The 15,224-nt window shown below is 68.5% G+C and carries 11 protein-coding genes and 1 riboswitch; of the genes, 6 read left to right on the top strand and 5 right to left on the bottom strand.

Going from position 1 to position 15,224, the window contains the following annotated elements:
* The first annotated feature begins 86 nt into the window (after positions 1–86).
* The gene (locus tag BLQ73_RS25980; protein ID WP_245691416.1) at positions 87–1,112 is read left to right on the top strand and encodes a hypothetical protein; all 1,026 of its coding nucleotides are present in this window, start codon (positions 87–89) and stop codon (positions 1,110–1,112) included.
* 73 nt (positions 1,113–1,185) lie between these two features.
* Here BLQ73_RS25980 and BLQ73_RS25975 read toward each other — a convergent pair whose 3' ends face one another.
* From BLQ73_RS25975 to BLQ73_RS25965, 3 genes are all read right to left on the bottom strand, one after another.
* On the bottom strand, positions 1,186–2,181 hold the full coding sequence (locus tag BLQ73_RS25975) for a ribonucleotide-diphosphate reductase subunit beta (RefSeq protein ID WP_093174359.1): 996 nt from the start codon (positions 2,179–2,181) through the stop codon (positions 1,186–1,188).
* Positions 2,181–4,379 carry a ribonucleoside-diphosphate reductase subunit alpha gene (locus BLQ73_RS25970; protein WP_093174357.1) on the bottom strand — a complete coding sequence of 733 codons (2,199 nt, stop codon included), beginning with the start codon at positions 4,377–4,379 and terminating at the stop codon, positions 2,181–2,183. Before BLQ73_RS25970 ends, BLQ73_RS25975 begins: the two co-directional genes overlap by 1 nt.
* A gap of 122 nt (positions 4,380–4,501) precedes the next feature.
* Positions 4,502–4,756: riboswitch (cobalamin riboswitch) on the bottom strand.
* 94 nt (positions 4,757–4,850) lie between these two features.
* Positions 4,851–6,461 carry an SLC13 family permease gene (locus BLQ73_RS25965; RefSeq protein ID WP_093174355.1) on the bottom strand — a complete coding sequence of 537 codons (1,611 nt, stop codon included), beginning with the start codon at positions 6,459–6,461 and terminating at the stop codon, positions 4,851–4,853.
* A 168-nt stretch (positions 6,462–6,629) separates the two neighbouring features.
* Between BLQ73_RS25965 and BLQ73_RS25960 the strand changes: the two genes are divergently transcribed.
* The 4 genes from BLQ73_RS25960 to BLQ73_RS25945 are packed head-to-tail and all read left to right on the top strand — an operon-like array spanning position 6,630 to position 9,070.
* Positions 6,630–7,454 carry an ABC transporter ATP-binding protein gene (locus tag BLQ73_RS25960; protein WP_093174353.1) on the top strand — a complete coding sequence of 275 codons (825 nt, stop codon included), beginning with the start codon at positions 6,630–6,632 and terminating at the stop codon, positions 7,452–7,454.
* A complete protein-coding gene (locus BLQ73_RS25955) occupies positions 7,451–8,275 on the top strand; it encodes an ABC transporter permease (RefSeq protein WP_093174351.1) in 825 nt (274 codons plus the stop codon). The genes BLQ73_RS25960 and BLQ73_RS25955 overlap by 4 nt, the downstream gene beginning before the upstream one ends.
* Before the next feature lie 10 nt (positions 8,276–8,285).
* Positions 8,286–8,519, top strand: a complete 234-nt coding sequence (locus BLQ73_RS25950) for a helix-turn-helix transcriptional regulator (RefSeq protein ID WP_093174350.1) — start codon at positions 8,286–8,288, stop codon at positions 8,517–8,519.
* Positions 8,520–8,527: 8 nt separating this feature from the next.
* A complete protein-coding gene (locus BLQ73_RS25945; protein ID WP_093174348.1) occupies positions 8,528–9,070 on the top strand; it encodes a hypothetical protein in 543 nt (180 codons plus the stop codon).
* A 108-nt stretch (positions 9,071–9,178) separates the two neighbouring features.
* On the opposite strand, the gene BLQ73_RS25940 is transcribed toward BLQ73_RS25945, so the two are convergent.
* Entirely contained in the window at positions 9,179–11,977 is a 2,799-nt protein-coding gene (locus tag BLQ73_RS25940) for a carboxypeptidase regulatory-like domain-containing protein (RefSeq protein ID WP_093174346.1), read from the bottom strand.
* Positions 11,978–12,479: 502 nt separating this feature from the next.
* Positions 12,480–13,466 carry a Bug family tripartite tricarboxylate transporter substrate binding protein gene (locus BLQ73_RS25935; protein ID WP_176955684.1) on the bottom strand — a complete coding sequence of 329 codons (987 nt, stop codon included), beginning with the start codon at positions 13,464–13,466 and terminating at the stop codon, positions 12,480–12,482.
* Between the two features lie 261 nt (positions 13,467–13,727).
* On the opposite strand from BLQ73_RS25935, the gene BLQ73_RS25930 reads away from it, so the two are divergent.
* Positions 13,728–15,098 carry an amidohydrolase family protein gene (locus tag BLQ73_RS25930; protein WP_093174342.1) on the top strand — a complete coding sequence of 457 codons (1,371 nt, stop codon included), beginning with the start codon at positions 13,728–13,730 and terminating at the stop codon, positions 15,096–15,098.
* The last annotated feature ends 126 nt before the right edge of the window (positions 15,099–15,224 follow it).

The following is a 15,224-nucleotide window of genomic DNA, read 5'->3' as shown; positions in this document are numbered from 1 at the left end:
CCGCCTGGCTTGCAATCGGTAGAACGGCAAATAAGAGTGACGATGGCGGCATATCAGCGATAGCCGCAGTAGGGAATGCTGATGGCATGGACCAAATACGACGCGGAATTCTGACGGGAGCCGCCGCCATCGCCGCCGGAACCGTCCTTGGCGGTGACGGGTTCGCCTCTCTTCGCGAGCTGGTGGATGCCCGGCTCGGCACCAGCAGTCTGCCCGACTGGGAAGAACGCGTGTGGGAGACCGCCGCGGGCTACGCCACGGCAGCGGAACTCCCCACTCTGGCGGCGACGATCGCCCTCGACCTTCTGGCCACGCAGGCACTGGCCGACAAAGCCCCACCCGGCGAGGCGCTCGGCTGGGCCCGGGTGAACGCGCGGCTGACATTCCTCCTCGCCTACACACTCGGGTACTGCGTCGGCCGGACACCCGAGGTGCGGCGCTGGTGGAACACCGCCTGCCGCGCCGCCGAACGGACCGGGGACGCCACGCTGATCTCCGCCGCACACGCCTACCAGGCGAACCAGGCCATCGCCGAAAGAAACGACCGGCTTATTGCCAGCCACGCGGAGGCCGCTCTCCGCGCCGCCCAGGGGAGGGCGCTGCCCGCGGCGGCAGAGGCATTCGGGACATTGGCGCAGCTCAAGGCTTCGGCCGGTGACGCCGACGCCGCCCTTGCTCAGCTCGATGAGCAGAAGCGGGCGCTATCTCGACTGCCTGCCGAGACCCGCGCGAACCCGATCCTGCTCGACGGGTGGCCCGAGGTACGGCACACCCAAATGGCGTCGTCCACGTTCATACGACTGGGGCACCCGGATGCCGACAAGGCCGTCAACGACTTGATCAGCGAGTTGCCCCAGGCTCAAGGCCGCGGGCGACTTGCTGTCCAGATCGCGGAGGCGAAACTACAACTTGCGTATGTGGAAGTACGCAAAGGCGACGCCCGTAGCGGACTGGCCCAGGCGTTGGAAGTCGTCAACGCCATGGAGACCTACACTTCCAGCCCTTACATCCGCCGAACAGCCCTGGATGTGCTCGATCTCGCACCTGGACTCGACGAAGCCGAGGAGCTGCGAGACCGTCTGGCTCTCCCCATGGGAACGTCGGCTTCGTGAGTCGCGAATCGGTCGTCCCCCGCGGGTCGGCGCATCGACTCCGGCCCGCGGGGACGGTGAGGGTGGTGCGGGGTCAGAAGGATTCGTCGAAGGAGACGTTGCCTTCGACGGCCACCTGGTAGGCGGAGACGCGGCGTTCGAAGAAGTTGGCCAGTTCCTGAACGTCTTGGAGTTCCATGAAGGCGAACGGGTTGGCGGTGCCGTACCGGATGGGCATGCCGAGGCGGCGCAGGCGCTGGTCGGCGACGTATCGCAGGTAGTCGCCCATCTGGTCGACGCTCATGCCGAACAGCCCGTCGCCGCACAGGTCGCGGGCGAAGGCGAGTTCGGCGGCGACGGCGTCCTCCATCATGGTGGTGACCTTCTTGGTCAGTTCGCCGTCGAACAGCTCGGGCTCTTCGGCGCGCACGGTGTCGACGACGCTGAAGGCGAACTCCATGTGCATGGACTCGTCGCGGAACACCCAGTTGGTCCCGGTCGCCAGGCCGCTGAGCAGGCCGCGGGAGCGGAACCAGTAGACGTAGGCGAAGGCCCCGTAGAAGAACAGCCCTTCGATGCAGGCGGCGAAGCAGATGAGGTTGAGCAGGAACGCCCGCCGGTCGTCGGCGTCGTTGAGCCGGTCGAGCCCGCCGAGGGAGTCGATGTATGTGAAGCAGAACTCCGCCTTGTCGCGGATCGACGGGATGTGCTCGACCGCGGCGAACGCCTTGACGCGTTCGTCGTGGTCGGGCAGGTAGGTGTCGAGCAGCGTCAGGTAGAACTGCACGTGGACGGCTTCCTCGAAGAGCTGCCGCGACAGGTAGAGCCGCGCTTCGGGGGCGTTGACGTGCTGGTAGAGGTTGAGCACGAGGTTGTTGGCGACGATGGAGTCGCCGGTGGCGAAGAACGCCACGAGCCGGTTGATCAGGTGCCGTTCCTGCGGGGTCATCGCGGCGAGGTCGGCGAGGTCGCTGTGCAGGTCGACCTCTTCGACGGTCCAGGTGTTGCGGATGGCCGCGCGGTAGCGTTCGTAGAAGTCGGGGTAGCGCATGGGACGCAGGGTCAGGTCCATGCCGGGGTCGAGCAGCATTACTGGCACGCCTCGCAGATCTCGGGGTTTTCCAGGGAGCAGGAGACCGCCTCGGCCTCCTGGGTGTCGGCCGTGGCCGCGACCGTGGTCTGGGCGATCCGGGTGGCCGGGCGCGAACGCAGGTAGTACGTGGTCTTGAGGCCCTGCCGCCAGGCGTAGGCGTACATCGAGGACAGTTTCCCGATGGTCGGGGTCGCCATGAACAGGTTCAGCGACTGCGACTGGTCGATGTACGGCTGGCGCGCGGCGGCCAGGTCGATCAGCGCCTTCTGGGGCAGTTCCCAGGCGGTGCGGTAGAGCGTCTTGAGCTCGGCGGGGATCTCGGGGATGTCCTGCACCGAGCCGTCGGCCCGTTTAATGGCGTCCCGCACCTGCGGCGTCCACAGGCCGAGCCGGGTGAGGTCGGCGACGAGGTAGCGGTTGACCTGGAGGAACTCACCGGACAGGGTTTCGCGCTTGAACACGTTGGACACCTGCGGCTCGACGCATTCGTAGCAGCCGGCGATGGAGGCGATGGTGGCCGTCGGCGCGATCGCGATCATCAGGGAGTTGCGCAGGCCGGTCTCGGCGACCGTGGCCCGGAGCCGCTCCCATTCGGCGGTGTGCAGCGGGGAGGCCGGGAAGTGGTCGAGGTGCAGTGTGCCGTCGGCGGCGCGGGTCTCGGCGTAGGACGGGTGGACGCCGAGGCGGCGGGCGAGCTCGGCCGAGGTCTGGTAGGCGGCGAGGGCGATCTCCTCGGCGATCCGGGTGGACAGCCGCAGCGCCTCGGCGCTGTCGAACGGCAGGCGCAGCGCGAAGAACACGTCGGCCAGGCCCATCACGCCGAGCCCGACGGGCCGCCAGCGCCGGTTGGCGGCCTGCGCCTGCGGCGTCGGGTAGAAGCCGCGGTCGATCGTGCGGTCGAGGAAGGTGATCGCGGTGGCGACCGTACGGCGGAGCCGCGCCCAGTCCAGTTCCTCGCCCGGGGCGGTGGAGCCCGACAGGTGTGCCCCGAGGTTGATCGAGCCGAGGTTGCAGACGGCGGTCTCGCCGTCGCTGGTGACCTCCAGGATCTCGGTGCACAGGTTGGACAGGTGGATGACGTTCGCCGGGCGGGCCGTCTGGTTGGAGGTGCGGTTGGAGGCGTCCTTGAAGGTCATCCAGCCGTTTCCGGTCTGGGCGAGGGTGCGCATCATGCGGGCGTAGAGCGCGCGGGCCTGGACCTGCTTGACGTAGCGTCCGGCGCGTTCTGCCTCGGCGTAGGCGGCGTCGAACCGCTCACCCCACAGGTCAACGAGTTCGGGCACCTCCTTCGGGTCGAACAGCGACCACACCCCGTCGGCCTCGACACGCCTCATGAACTCGTCGGGGATCCAGTTGGCGAGGTTCAGGTTGTGGGTGCGCCGCGCCTCCTCGCCGGTGTTGTCGCGCAGTTCGAGGAACTCCTCGATGTCGGCGTGCCACGGCTCCAGGTAGACGCAGGCGGCACCCTTGCGCCGGCCGCCCTGGTTGACGGCGGCCACCGAGGAGTCGAGGGTGCGCAGCCACGGGACGATGCCGTTGGAGTGGCCGTTGGTGCCTTTGATGAGGCTGCCGCGCGAACGCACCCGGGACCAGGCGATGCCGATGCCTCCGGCGTATTTGGACAGGCGGGCCACCTGGCCGTACCGCTCGTAGATCGCCTCCAGCTCGTCGCGGGGCGAGTCGAGCAGGAAGCAGGACGAGAGCTGCGGGCGGCGCGAGCCGGAGTTGAACAGCGTGGGCGAGCTCGGCAGGTAGGCCAGGGTGGACATGAGCCGGTAGAGCCGCGCCGCCTCCTCGACGGTGTCGGAGAGCCCGGCGGCCACGCGCAGGAGGAAGTGCTGCGGGCGTTCCAGCACGGCTCGGGTCACCGGGTGGCGCAGCAGGTAGCGGTCGTAGACCGTGCGCATGCCGAAGTATTCGAATCGGTCGTCGGCGCTCTCGTCGATCAGCGCGTCGAGCTCGGCCGCGTGGGCGGACACGAACGCGGCCAGCTCGTCGGACACCAGCCCCACCGCGTGGGTGGCGGCGACCGACTCGGCGAAGGTGCGCACCCCGTGGGCGGCGGCCTCGTCGGCGATCTCCTCGGCCAGCAGCGCGGCGGCGACCTTGGAGTTCTCCGGGTCGGAGATGACCTTGGCCGCGGCCTCCTCGATGGCGAGCCGCCGATCCGCACCCTGTATTGCGGCAGTCGTCACGTGCCTGTCTCCCTACGCGTGAACGAAAATCCCCCTCGGCTTCCGGGGTGGGCACGCACGGGAGACGGCACGGCCCGGGGCACGGGTCGTCCGCTCGTCCGCCGGGCCCTCCCTCGAAGCCCTGGACACACAAGTCGCTGGCAGGTCTTCGGACTCGCGGGCGCCGCGCCTTACGACAGGTCGTCGTCTGGCGTCGCCTAATGGCCGTCGCTTCCCAGGCTCGCGCCCAGTGCTCATGACGGCGGTCGTTCCCGCTCACCGCTGCGGGGCAGTCCCGGAATTGGCGCCGTCCACTATGTGGAGGTTTGGCCGCACCGGGTTCCCTCTTGCCTCGCCCCCCGCTGGACGGGGGGCGAACCAGCAACGAGCAGAATCCTACATCTAGTGCCGCTTGCCGCAACCACCCCAACACCTTGTGTCGAAAGCGTCCACGACCCTGTACGATCAGGAGCCGCCGAGGTCCTCCACGACTCAGCCTCCGATGCCGGACAGGGCGACCATGGGCGGCAGCAGCACCATGACCAGCATCGCGCCGAGCACGTCGAAGCCGACCCCGGTGCGGATCATCGTGGTGATGGGCACGACTCCCGAGCCGTAGGCGATGGCGTTCTGCGGCGTGGAGACGGGCAGCATGAAGCCGAAGGACGCGGCGAAGGTCGCCGCGAGCGCGGGCACGAGAGGGTCGACGCCGGCGGCCTGCGCGATCGGGATCACGATGGGCACGACGACGGCGGCCGAGGCGGTGTTGCTGGTGGTCTCCGAGACGATCACGGCGAGCACGACGGCGAACGCGGTGATGGCGAACACGCTGGACAGATTGAGCGTGGAGGACGCCGCCGAGCCGATCGTCTTGGCGAGGCCGGTGTCCTCCAGCAGGGCGCCGAAGATGATGCCCGTGCCGAACAGCACGATCGTGCCCCAGTCGATGCGGGCGGCGTCGCTCCAGTTGAGGGTGAACTCGCGTTTGCCCCAGTCGGCGGGGAGCAGGAACAGCAGCGACGCGCCGAGCACGGCGACGATGCCCTCGTTGAGGCGACCGCTGATCGCGGAGTAGATCTCCGATTCGGTACCGACGGCCAGAGCCACGATGCCCGGGAAGATCCACAGGGTGACGGTGACGCCGAAGGCGATCAGCGTGTTCTTCTCCGCGCGCGACAGTTTCCCGAGCGTGGCCCGCTCGGCCCGGACATACTGCTCGATGCCTTCGATCTTGCGGATCTCCGGCCGGTTCAGTAGGAGCAGCACCACGACGAGCACCGCGAACATGGCGGCGCACAGGGGCAGGGCGGTGATCACCCACTGGGCGAACGAGATGCGCCGCCCGGTGGCCTCCTCGATCAGCCCCCGGCCGATCAGGTTGGGCGGGGTGCCGACGGGGGTCAGCAGGCCGCCCACGCCGGCGCCGTACGCCGTCATCAGCACAAGCGCGGCCCCGACGCGGAGCCGCAGCGGGTTGAAGTCCTCGGGGACGAGCCCCCGGTCCTGGAGCAGTTTCGCGATGACGGCGAGAATGCCGAGCGCCGTCGGCAGGAGCATCGCGACGGTGGCGGTGTTGGAGACGAAGGCCGACAGCAGGCAGGTGATCAGGCCGAAGGCCGCGACCAGCCGGAACGTCGAACGGCCGACGCCGGGCAGCGACAGCACCCGGAACGCGAACCGGCGGGCCAAGCCATGTTTGAGCATTGCCTGGGCGAGGATGAACGCCCCGATGAAGGTGAAGATGGTGGAAGAGCCGAACGGCGCGAGCACCTCGCCCGCCGGCGCCACGCCAAGCAGCACGACCAGGGCGACGCCGACGAGCCCGCCGACCGGAATCGGGATGGGCTCGGTCACCCACAGCACGATCACGCCGAGCAGAACGGCGGACAGCGCCTTCTGAGTGCCGTCCAAGCCGAACGGCATGAGCAGGAACGCGACCGTCACCAAGGGCGCGAGCCACAGGCCCGTGGTGCGGCGGCCCCTCTCGAACCGCTCCTCGGCCGGCGACAGTTTCTGCTCGCCGAGGCTGCGGTAGGTCGTGTGGCCGAGAAGTGCCTGGTCAACGTCGGTCCGGGTGCGCGGCGGGGATTCGTCTAGGGCCATGGAGCCACTCCTCGCAGGTGAGGGTTCGCTGCTTCCTCAGGGACCTTTCGCCTCATTGGCCTTCCCCCGCACCACCGGCATCCAACGCATCGTGAGCCTCGGACTTTCAAGCGTCTCATCCATAGCAGCACTTGGCTTAGATGTAGTAGGTGTACTACATTCCTTCATATGGATGCTGTTGTCAGTGCCAGCGGGATTCGGATGGCGTACGGCAAGCGCGAGGTCCTCACCGGCGTCGACCTGCGGATCTCCGCGGGAGAGACCGTCGCGCTGCTCGGCCCCAACGGAGCGGGCAAGACCACGACGATCGAGATCATGCAAGGCTTCAGACGGCGCTCGGCCGGCGACGTCACCGTGCTGGGCACCGATCCGGAGAAGGGGGACGAGACGTGGCGCGGTCGGCTCGGCACGGTGCTGCAGAGCTGGCGCGACCACCCGCGCTGGGAGGTCGGCACACTGCTCTCGCAGATCGCGGCGCACTACCCCAGCCCGTGGGACAGCGATGAGCTGCTCGCCGCCCTGGGCCTCACCGCGCAGGCCAAGGTCAAGATCGGCATGCTGTCCGGCGGCCAGCGGCGCAGGCTCGACGTCGCGCTCGGCATCGTCGGCCGCCCCGAGCTGCTGTTCCTCGACGAGCCGACCACCGGCTTCGACCCCGAGGCCAGGCGGGAGTTCCACGAATTGATCCGCGGGCTCGACACCACGATCCTGCTCACCACACACGACCTCGCCGAGGCCGAACGACTCGCCGACCGCATCGCCGTCCTCATCGACGGGCGCATCGCGGTGTACGGCACGCCCGAAGAGCTGGCCCGTGCCGTACAGGCACCGTCGGTCGTGAGCTGGCAGGACGGCAGCACGGAGACGCACGACCCGTCGCAGCTCGCCTGGGAGCTGCACCAGAAATACGGCGGGCCCGTGCCCGCGCTGGAGATCCGGCGGCCGACGCTGGAGGAGAGCTATCTCAGCCTGATCGAAAGGAGCGTGGCGTGAGCGGGATCATGCGCCTCGGGCCGCGCCGGGGAATCGCCGAATTCGGCACCATGGTGCGCGACCGCAAGGAACTGTACAACTCGATCCTCGGCTCCGCCGGAATATACGCCCTGCTCGCGGTCTGGCTCAGGGACAGGAAGGTCGCCGGGACCGATGTCGACCTGAGTACCTACATGATGGCCGGGATGATGGCGCTGGTCGTCTTCCAGATCGGCCTGATGAACCTCCCGATGATGATCGCGGCGGACCGGGAGGAAGGCGCGCTGCTGAGGCTGCGCACCGTGCCGGGTGGCATCGGCTCCTTCCTGATCGGCAGGGCCGTCTCGATCACGCTGGCGGCCACGCTGCAGATCGCGCTCATCCTCGCCATCGGTCTGGCGGTCGGGGGAGCGTCTCTGCCGGCGTCGCCAGGTCACTGGCTCACTCTGGCCTGGGTCCTGCCGCTCGGCATGCTGGCCGTCGTGCCGCTCGGTGCGGCCCTCGGGGCGCTGCTGCCGAATCCCCGCACCGCGGGGGCGGTGCTGGGGCTGCCCGTGATGGGGCTGTTGATCATCTCGGGGGCGATGTTCCCGGTCACGGCGATGCCCGAGGCGGTGCGGTGGGTCGCCCAGGCGTTCCCCCTGTACTGGCAGGGCCACGGCATCAGGGCGGCCCTCCTGTCCGACTCCACACTGGCGGCGGAGATCGGCGGGACGTGGCGGCTTGCCGAGAGTGCGGGGATTCTCGCCCTGTGGCTCGTGGCCGGTATGGTGCTGGCCCCTCGGCTGCTTCGCCGTGCCACGCGTGGCGCGGCGGGCACACGGTCGCCAGTCGGATCTTAGAGGTCAAGGCATGTCATCGGAGATCGTCTACAACCGCATAGCCATGCTGCGCGCCGAGCGGGGAATCTCCCGGAAGGATCTCGCGGGAGCCCTCGGCGTGCATTACCAGACGGTGGGTTATCTGGAGCGGGGGGAATACAGCCCGAGCCTCTTCCTCGCGTTGCGGATCGCTGATTTCTTCGAAGTGCCGGTGGAAGTGGTGTTCTCGCTACAGCCCTTCCCCCGTATCGGCAGTGGAGGGTGACACGGATCATGGACAGACAGGACAAACGCATCGCGAAACGCCAGGCCGACTTCGAGCGGATGGCCGCCCGGAGCGCCAAACGCCTCGGCACCAGGTCGCAGAGGCGGCGGCTCGTGCTGGTCGGCTGCGCACTGCTGGGGCTGCTGTGGATCGGACAGGCGGTCATCATCGCCTACGCCCCGAGCGATTTGGCGCGCAACATCTACCTGTCGATGTTCGGGGTCAGCGTTGTCGGCGGCCTTCTGGTCGCCGGGGGGCTGATGACGGCGGCGGGCGGCGCGCTCTCCCTGCCGGAGCGGGTCCTCGACGAACGGCAGCGCGGGCAGCGCCACCACGCCTACGCCATCGCCCATCGCGTGACCGCGACGCTGCTCGGGGTGACCATGGCGGCCACGCTGGTGTGGGGCATGAGCGGCGACGACCTGACGGTCGTGGTGCCCAGCGCCCTGCTGGCGACACTGCCGATGACACTGTTCATCACCCACTGGACCATCCCGCTGCTCGTCGCCGCCTGGCACGCGCCCGACGCGCCGCCCGACGACGAGGACTAGCGCCGTGCGCGCGTGGAGAGATCGAGGCGCAGACACCTGTCCGCGTCCTCATGCGCGGCGGCACGGATAACCAGTAGGGGGCGCCTGTCGCGACAGGCGCCCCCTACTTCACCTGCCGGCGGTCAGGGCCAGGTCGACTGTCGTACGCTTACCGACCTCGACGTCGACCTCTCGAGTGACGGTGTCGTAGTCCCCCTTGGAGACCGTGATCGAATAGTCGTCGGAGGGCATCTGCTCGATGAAGGTGCCGTCGGCGGCCGTGGTGGTCACCTCGTCGCCGATCTTCACGGTGGCGTTGGCCAGCGGCTGACCGCTGGCGGCATCGACGACGGTGCCGCCCACCAACCCGTGCCGCTGCGATGCGAAGGTCAGGCTCATGCCGTCGGTCAGCACGGGCCGGTCATAAGAGAAGGGGAAAGCGGCGGTCGTGTCCCGCTTGCCCTCGATGCCGATGGTGGCACTGCTTCCGGCGGTGAGGTCATTGGAGATGCCTCGATAGCGGAACCCGACGGAGCCGTCTTCCCCGAGGAGCACCGAGTAGGAGAGGCGGCTTGCCGGATCCCTCACTGGCGCGACATCACGCCATTCAAGGACGAAAGTGCGGTTGGGAGCGGTTCCCAGCGTGGCTGTGTAGAGCCAAGGGGTGGGGAAGGCCGGCGAAGTGGTCTCCTCCCAGAAGGGGTAGATCGCGCCTACCTGCGAGAAGTAGCTGGGAAGCGGATAGTTGAGTTGACTGCGGACCGTTCGATCTAGGGACAAATAGCCATCCTTGGACACCGTTACTTCCCTATGCGATTCCCCGTAGAAAGGGAAGGCGAAGGGAAGCTGGACCAACTGCCTGCCCAACGGCTTAGGCTCCGTGCCCGCGACATAAGACTCGGTGCCGACGACGCAGGCGTAGCCGAACGAGTCCGTACGGCGTGGCAACGCGATGTCCTTCGCGATGTCCTTCGCGATGTCCTTCGCGATGTCCTTCGCGATGTCCTTCGCGATGTCCTTCGCGATGTCCGCGTCCACCTCGATCGACACGGTCCTTCCGCCCGCACAGCTCTCCGGAAGCGAGGTGACCGCGAGTTCGTGGTCACCTCGGGGCAGAGAGATGCGGTAGCGGCCGGCCGCGTCGGTGCCCACGCTCTCCGGCGTGCCCGCCACAGCCACCTGGGCGCCCTTCTGCGGAGCACCGTCGATGGTGACGGTCCCCGACACGGTGCGCACCGGCAGCGGCCGGAGCCGCACATCGTGTGACACGGTGGAGGTCGCCGGGACGGTGGCGACGGCGGTGGCTGTGCGATACCCGAGCTTCTTCACCCTGACCCGGTGGTTGCCGACCGCCAATCGGACAAGCTCATAGTTTCCGCCCGCGTCGGTGACGACCGTACGGGGCTGGGCGCCCGAGACGGTGACGACCGCCTTGGCGAGCGGCGTGCCGTCCTGCGAGGTGATCTTGCCGGTCAATCCGCCGACGGCCTCGCGGGGTGCGTCGCGGACCGTCGCGTAGGCGTCGAGCCGGCCCTCGCCCCAGACGTTGTTCTTTTCCGCGGTGCCACCGCAACTGGTGTCGTCGACGTCGATCGCCGTGCGGTCGAGCAGGGCGCGTGTGGCCGGGATGTCCCGCCGCAGGCTGGGCGCGGCGGACCAGAGCAGCGCCACCGTGCCCGCCACGTGAGCGGCGCCGTAATCGGCGCCGAACACCGTGCTGTAGCCGCCGTCGACCGCGGCCGTGCGGATCATGACCCCGGGTGCGGCGATGTTGGGCTTCACCTCGCCGTTCGTGCCAGGTCCGCGTCCGGAGTAGGGGCTGATCGCGTTGTTGATGTCGAACATGCCCACGCTGTAGCCGTTGTCGTCCTGGTTGAGGCCGTAGATAGTGCCGCAGAGGCCGTAGCCGACTGTCAAGTTGGTGCCGAAAACGGGAAAGATGCCGGCAGCCACCCACGCGTCGAGAAGCTGTTTCTGCAGCGCGCGAAAACCTGCCCCCAACGCGGCCGGGGAGAAGAGCAGGTTGGTGGTGACGACATCGGGGGCGAGGTCGGGACGGGGATTCCGCCCGCCCAGATCGGTGGGCGCGAGCATCCATTGTCCGGCGGCGAGCACGGAAGCGTAGTCGCACGGGGTGAACCTGCACCCCGAAGCGGCGATCCATTTGGCCCCGGGAGCGACCCCGATGGTATCCGCGCCCGCTTCGCCCACCATGACGCTCACGTACCTGGTGTCGTTGCCGGTGAAGGTGTCGCAGGGGGCGGCGGAGGGGCAGCTACGCGCGGCGTCATACCAGCTGTAGTTGTGGTCGACGCTCCCGTCGCTCTTCCGCCCGCGATATTGGGTGGCCAGCGCAGGGTGGTCGAACTTCACACCCCTGCCGATGTTCCCCACCACGATGCCTTCGCCCCGCGTGCCGAACTCATTCCAGACCCTGGGGGCACCGATCCGGTCGAGGTTCCACTCGACCCCGTTGACCTTCGGGTGCGCCATGGCGGGGAAGGTCCGGGGGTCGTCGACGGTGGCGTTGGGTTCGATGCTCTCCACCTCGGGCAGCTTCGCGATGTGCCTGGCCAGATCGGCGTCGCCGACCACCTTCACCGCGTTGACCGCCCAGAACGGCGTGAACTCCACCTTTTGCTCGGTGAGCATTCGCTGTAGACGCCCCTGCGACGAGGCCGCGAACTCGACCTTGGCCTGGTAGACCTCCTTGCCCTTCTCCGGCTTGCTCCTCGCCTGGAGCGCCGTCGTGAGATCGGCCTGGTCCCTCAGTCGCACCAGGAATGAGCTCGTCCTGGCATCGGAAAGGACGGCCTTATTGATTTTGGCCGACTCGGGCGCCGCCTGTGCCACACCCGCGGGCAGTAAGAGAGCGAATACGGCGGTGGCCGTCAGGGCCGCCCGCCATCGCCCGGAGGAATTGACCACACGATCTCCTTCACATCAGGCGGAGTAAAATCCGAGATGGAGCCGACAATCTCCACAGAACCGTGTGGGAGAATCGTGGACCGCTCTTGAACTCATTTCAACTCGTGGACCGATGCAAATCCATACGACCCGAAATCAAGTGTCTCCGCAACATCCCGGACCGGCCAACACGCTTAACCTCCAGGTCAAAGCCTCCTTCCGATGTACGGCTATCGGCCGGATCGAGGGCACGGCATACAGGGTCCCCTTGTGCCGCGTTCTAATGCCGAGCACGTGAAAGAAATTATTCGGGGAACCTCCTGCTCGCACACCGGCCGGAGACCTCATACACCGCCTCTTCACACAGGGAGAAACAGCCGCCGCTTCACCTCGTTTTCTGCTCAAGACGCCTGGTATCAGGCCCGGACGGCCGCACGATGAACGGTTCTCGTGATGGACGGCAGGCAAGAGGGATCGATAGAGCAGATCGCTCACTGAACGGCATTGGGACGAAAAACAGGCCCTAATGCCGCCGGGCGCAGCTTCCGCCCGGGCACCGGTGGTCGGGGCGGCTCAGCAGGCCGAGGTCGCGCAGCGACTCGTGGATGCGCGCCGTCTCCGAGGTCAGCCACTGCCGGCAGTCGTCGCCGCTCAGGTCGATGCGCCGCCACCCGTGGGCGCCGCAGGCCCGGCCCCAGGACGGCGACGCCGCGAGGCGGTCCAGCAGGTCCACGGCGTTCGCCGTGGCGTCGTCGCCGAGGCGGGGTGCCCCGACGATCGCGTGCCAGTCGCTGTAGTCGACGCGCACCCCGCACTCCAGGAGGGTGGGCGCGTCGATCCCCTTGACGCGGCTCACCGTGGACACGGCGAGCGGCCGGAGCGTGCCGCGCGCGATCCCGGCGCGCCAGGCTTTGAGCGGCCCGATGGCCGCGACGACGCGGGTGCCGAGAAGGGCGGGATCGGCGTGTCCGTGGAAGCCCGCGTAGTCGAGAAGGCGCACGTCGGTGCCGAGGCACTGGCCGATCATGCCGAACAGCACGTGGTCGGCCCCGCCGGTGGGCCCTCCGGCGACGGGGACCCCGGCGGGGTCGGCCTTGAGCGCCGCGGCGAAATCCTCGAACGAGGCGAACTTCGAGCGTGCGGGCACGACCAGCGCCTCGCAGTCGCCGATGAGCCTGGCCAGGGGCGTGACCGCCGCCGCGGCCCGGCCGTCGCCGTCGATCTCGGCGGCGGCGAGATCGGCGAGGCCCATCACCAGCAGGCGGCTCCCCCCGTCGGACCCGCCGGCGAAGGCCGAGGTCACGCCGCCCACCCCGGTCAGGGTCGCCGTGGCCAGCCGTTCCCCGCGGAGCGCGTCAGCGATGGCGTGGGCGATGGCCAACGCGTGACCCGAGTTGGCCGCCGTGATCGAGATACGCGTGGACTCCCGTCCGGCGGCGCCGTCCGCGGCCCCGCAACCGGCGGTGCACAACGCCAGACCTGAGAGCGTGAGAAAGCGCCTACGGCGCATAAGCCACCCCCTCCCCCGAGATCCCCCGTTCCCGAGGTTATCCATGCGTCACCGCACATAACACCCCGGAGAGGTATAGAGGACACCCTCCTGACCTGCGGATATCGTGGGCTTGTCCATGCTGTCTGAACGATCGCCGCGAAATGTGCAGTGTGCCTTGACACTGTGGTGCGCTGGTCGTAGGTTTCGGGCAGGTTACGGGCGTCCCCAACTGGGATAAGTGACGCCCGTCAGCACAACCCGAACCATCCGGAGGTAGCCGTGGCGGACCGTACCCTCATCCGCAACGCCAGCATCATCAGCGTCGACCCCGCCATCGGCGATCTCGACAACGCGGACCTGCTCATCGAAGGCACCCGCATCGCCGCAGTGGGTCGCGACCTGCCCGTGGACGGCGCGTGGGTGATCGACGGTACTGGCACGATCCTCATGCCCGGCATGGTGGACACCCACCGGCACCTGTGGCAGACCGTCCTGCGCAACATCGCGGCCGACTGGACCCTCAACCAGTACTTCGCCGGCGTACGCGTCGTTCTCGGCGGGCACTTCCGCGCCGAGGACGTCTACGCCGGCAACCTCGCCGGCGCCTACGAGGCGCTCAACGCCGGTGTCACCACCGTGCTCGACTGGTCGCACAACATGAACACGCCCGAACACGCCGACGCCGCCGTGGAGGCGCTCAAGGCGACCCACGGGCGCTATGTCATGTGTTACGGCAACTCCAACGACGAGTGGCTGCCCATCAGCGCCAAGCCCACCTCGCAGGACGCCCGCCGGGTGAAGGCCGAGCACTTCTCCTCCGACGATCAGCTCGTGACCATGGGCATGGCCCTGCGCGGCCCGCAGTACGCCACCCCCGAGGTCACCCTCGACGACTGGGCGCTGGCCCGCGACCTCGGAGTGCTGATCTCCGTCCACGTCGGCGACGGCGCGTGGGGCAAGAACCGCCCCGTGGCCTGGCTCGCCGAGAACGGCCTGCTCGGCCCCGACGTCGTGTGCGCCCACTGCAACTCGCTCGCCGACGACGAGTTCCAGATCATGGCGGACTCCGGCTGCTCGGCGGCCATGACGCCCGAGATCGAGATGCAGATGGGGCACGGCTGGCCGGCGACCGGCCGCCTCATGGCCGTCGGCATGAAGCCCACCATCGGCATCGACATCGCCACCTGCAACAGCGGGCACCTGTTCCAGGTCATGCGCACCGTCCTGCTCGTCGAGCGTGCCGTCGCCCACGAGAGGGCCGACCGCGCGGGCACGACCGCGGAGCGGCTGCCGGTCAACACCAAGGACGCCATTGAGTTCGCCACCATCAACGGCGCCAAGGCCCTGCGCCTCGACCATCGCATCGGGTCCCTCACGCCGGGCAAGGACGCCGACGTGATCATGATCAGGGCGGACGGCGTCGAGATGGCCCCGATGAACAACGCCTCCGGGGCCGTCGTCCTCGCGGGCCACCCGGGCCTCGTGGACTCCGTGTGGGTGGCGGGCCGCCAGGTCAAGAGGAACGGCCGCCTGCTCGGCGTCGACGAGCACGCCCTGGTCGGGCGGGTCAACGCCTCCCGCGACCACGTGCTCGCCAAGGCCGGCGTCGAGCCCGGTGGCCGTTTCGTCCCGGACAACTACTCGGCCTGAACCCCCTCCGGGAACCGTACGGCTTGCGCGCGAGCCGTACGGTTTCCGCTTTTCCCGGCCTTTTCCCGGCCCTTCCCCGACCGCCCGGCCGCGGCCGGGCGGTCAGTGCCGTGGCCGGGGCGGTTC

The sequence above is a fragment of the Sinosporangium album genome, from assembly GCF_900100605.1.
Taxonomy (GTDB): domain Bacteria; phylum Actinomycetota; class Actinomycetes; order Streptosporangiales; family Streptosporangiaceae; genus Sinosporangium; species Sinosporangium album.
Note: the sequence above shows the minus strand (reverse complement) of the source record. Positions and strands in the feature narration are given on the sequence as shown.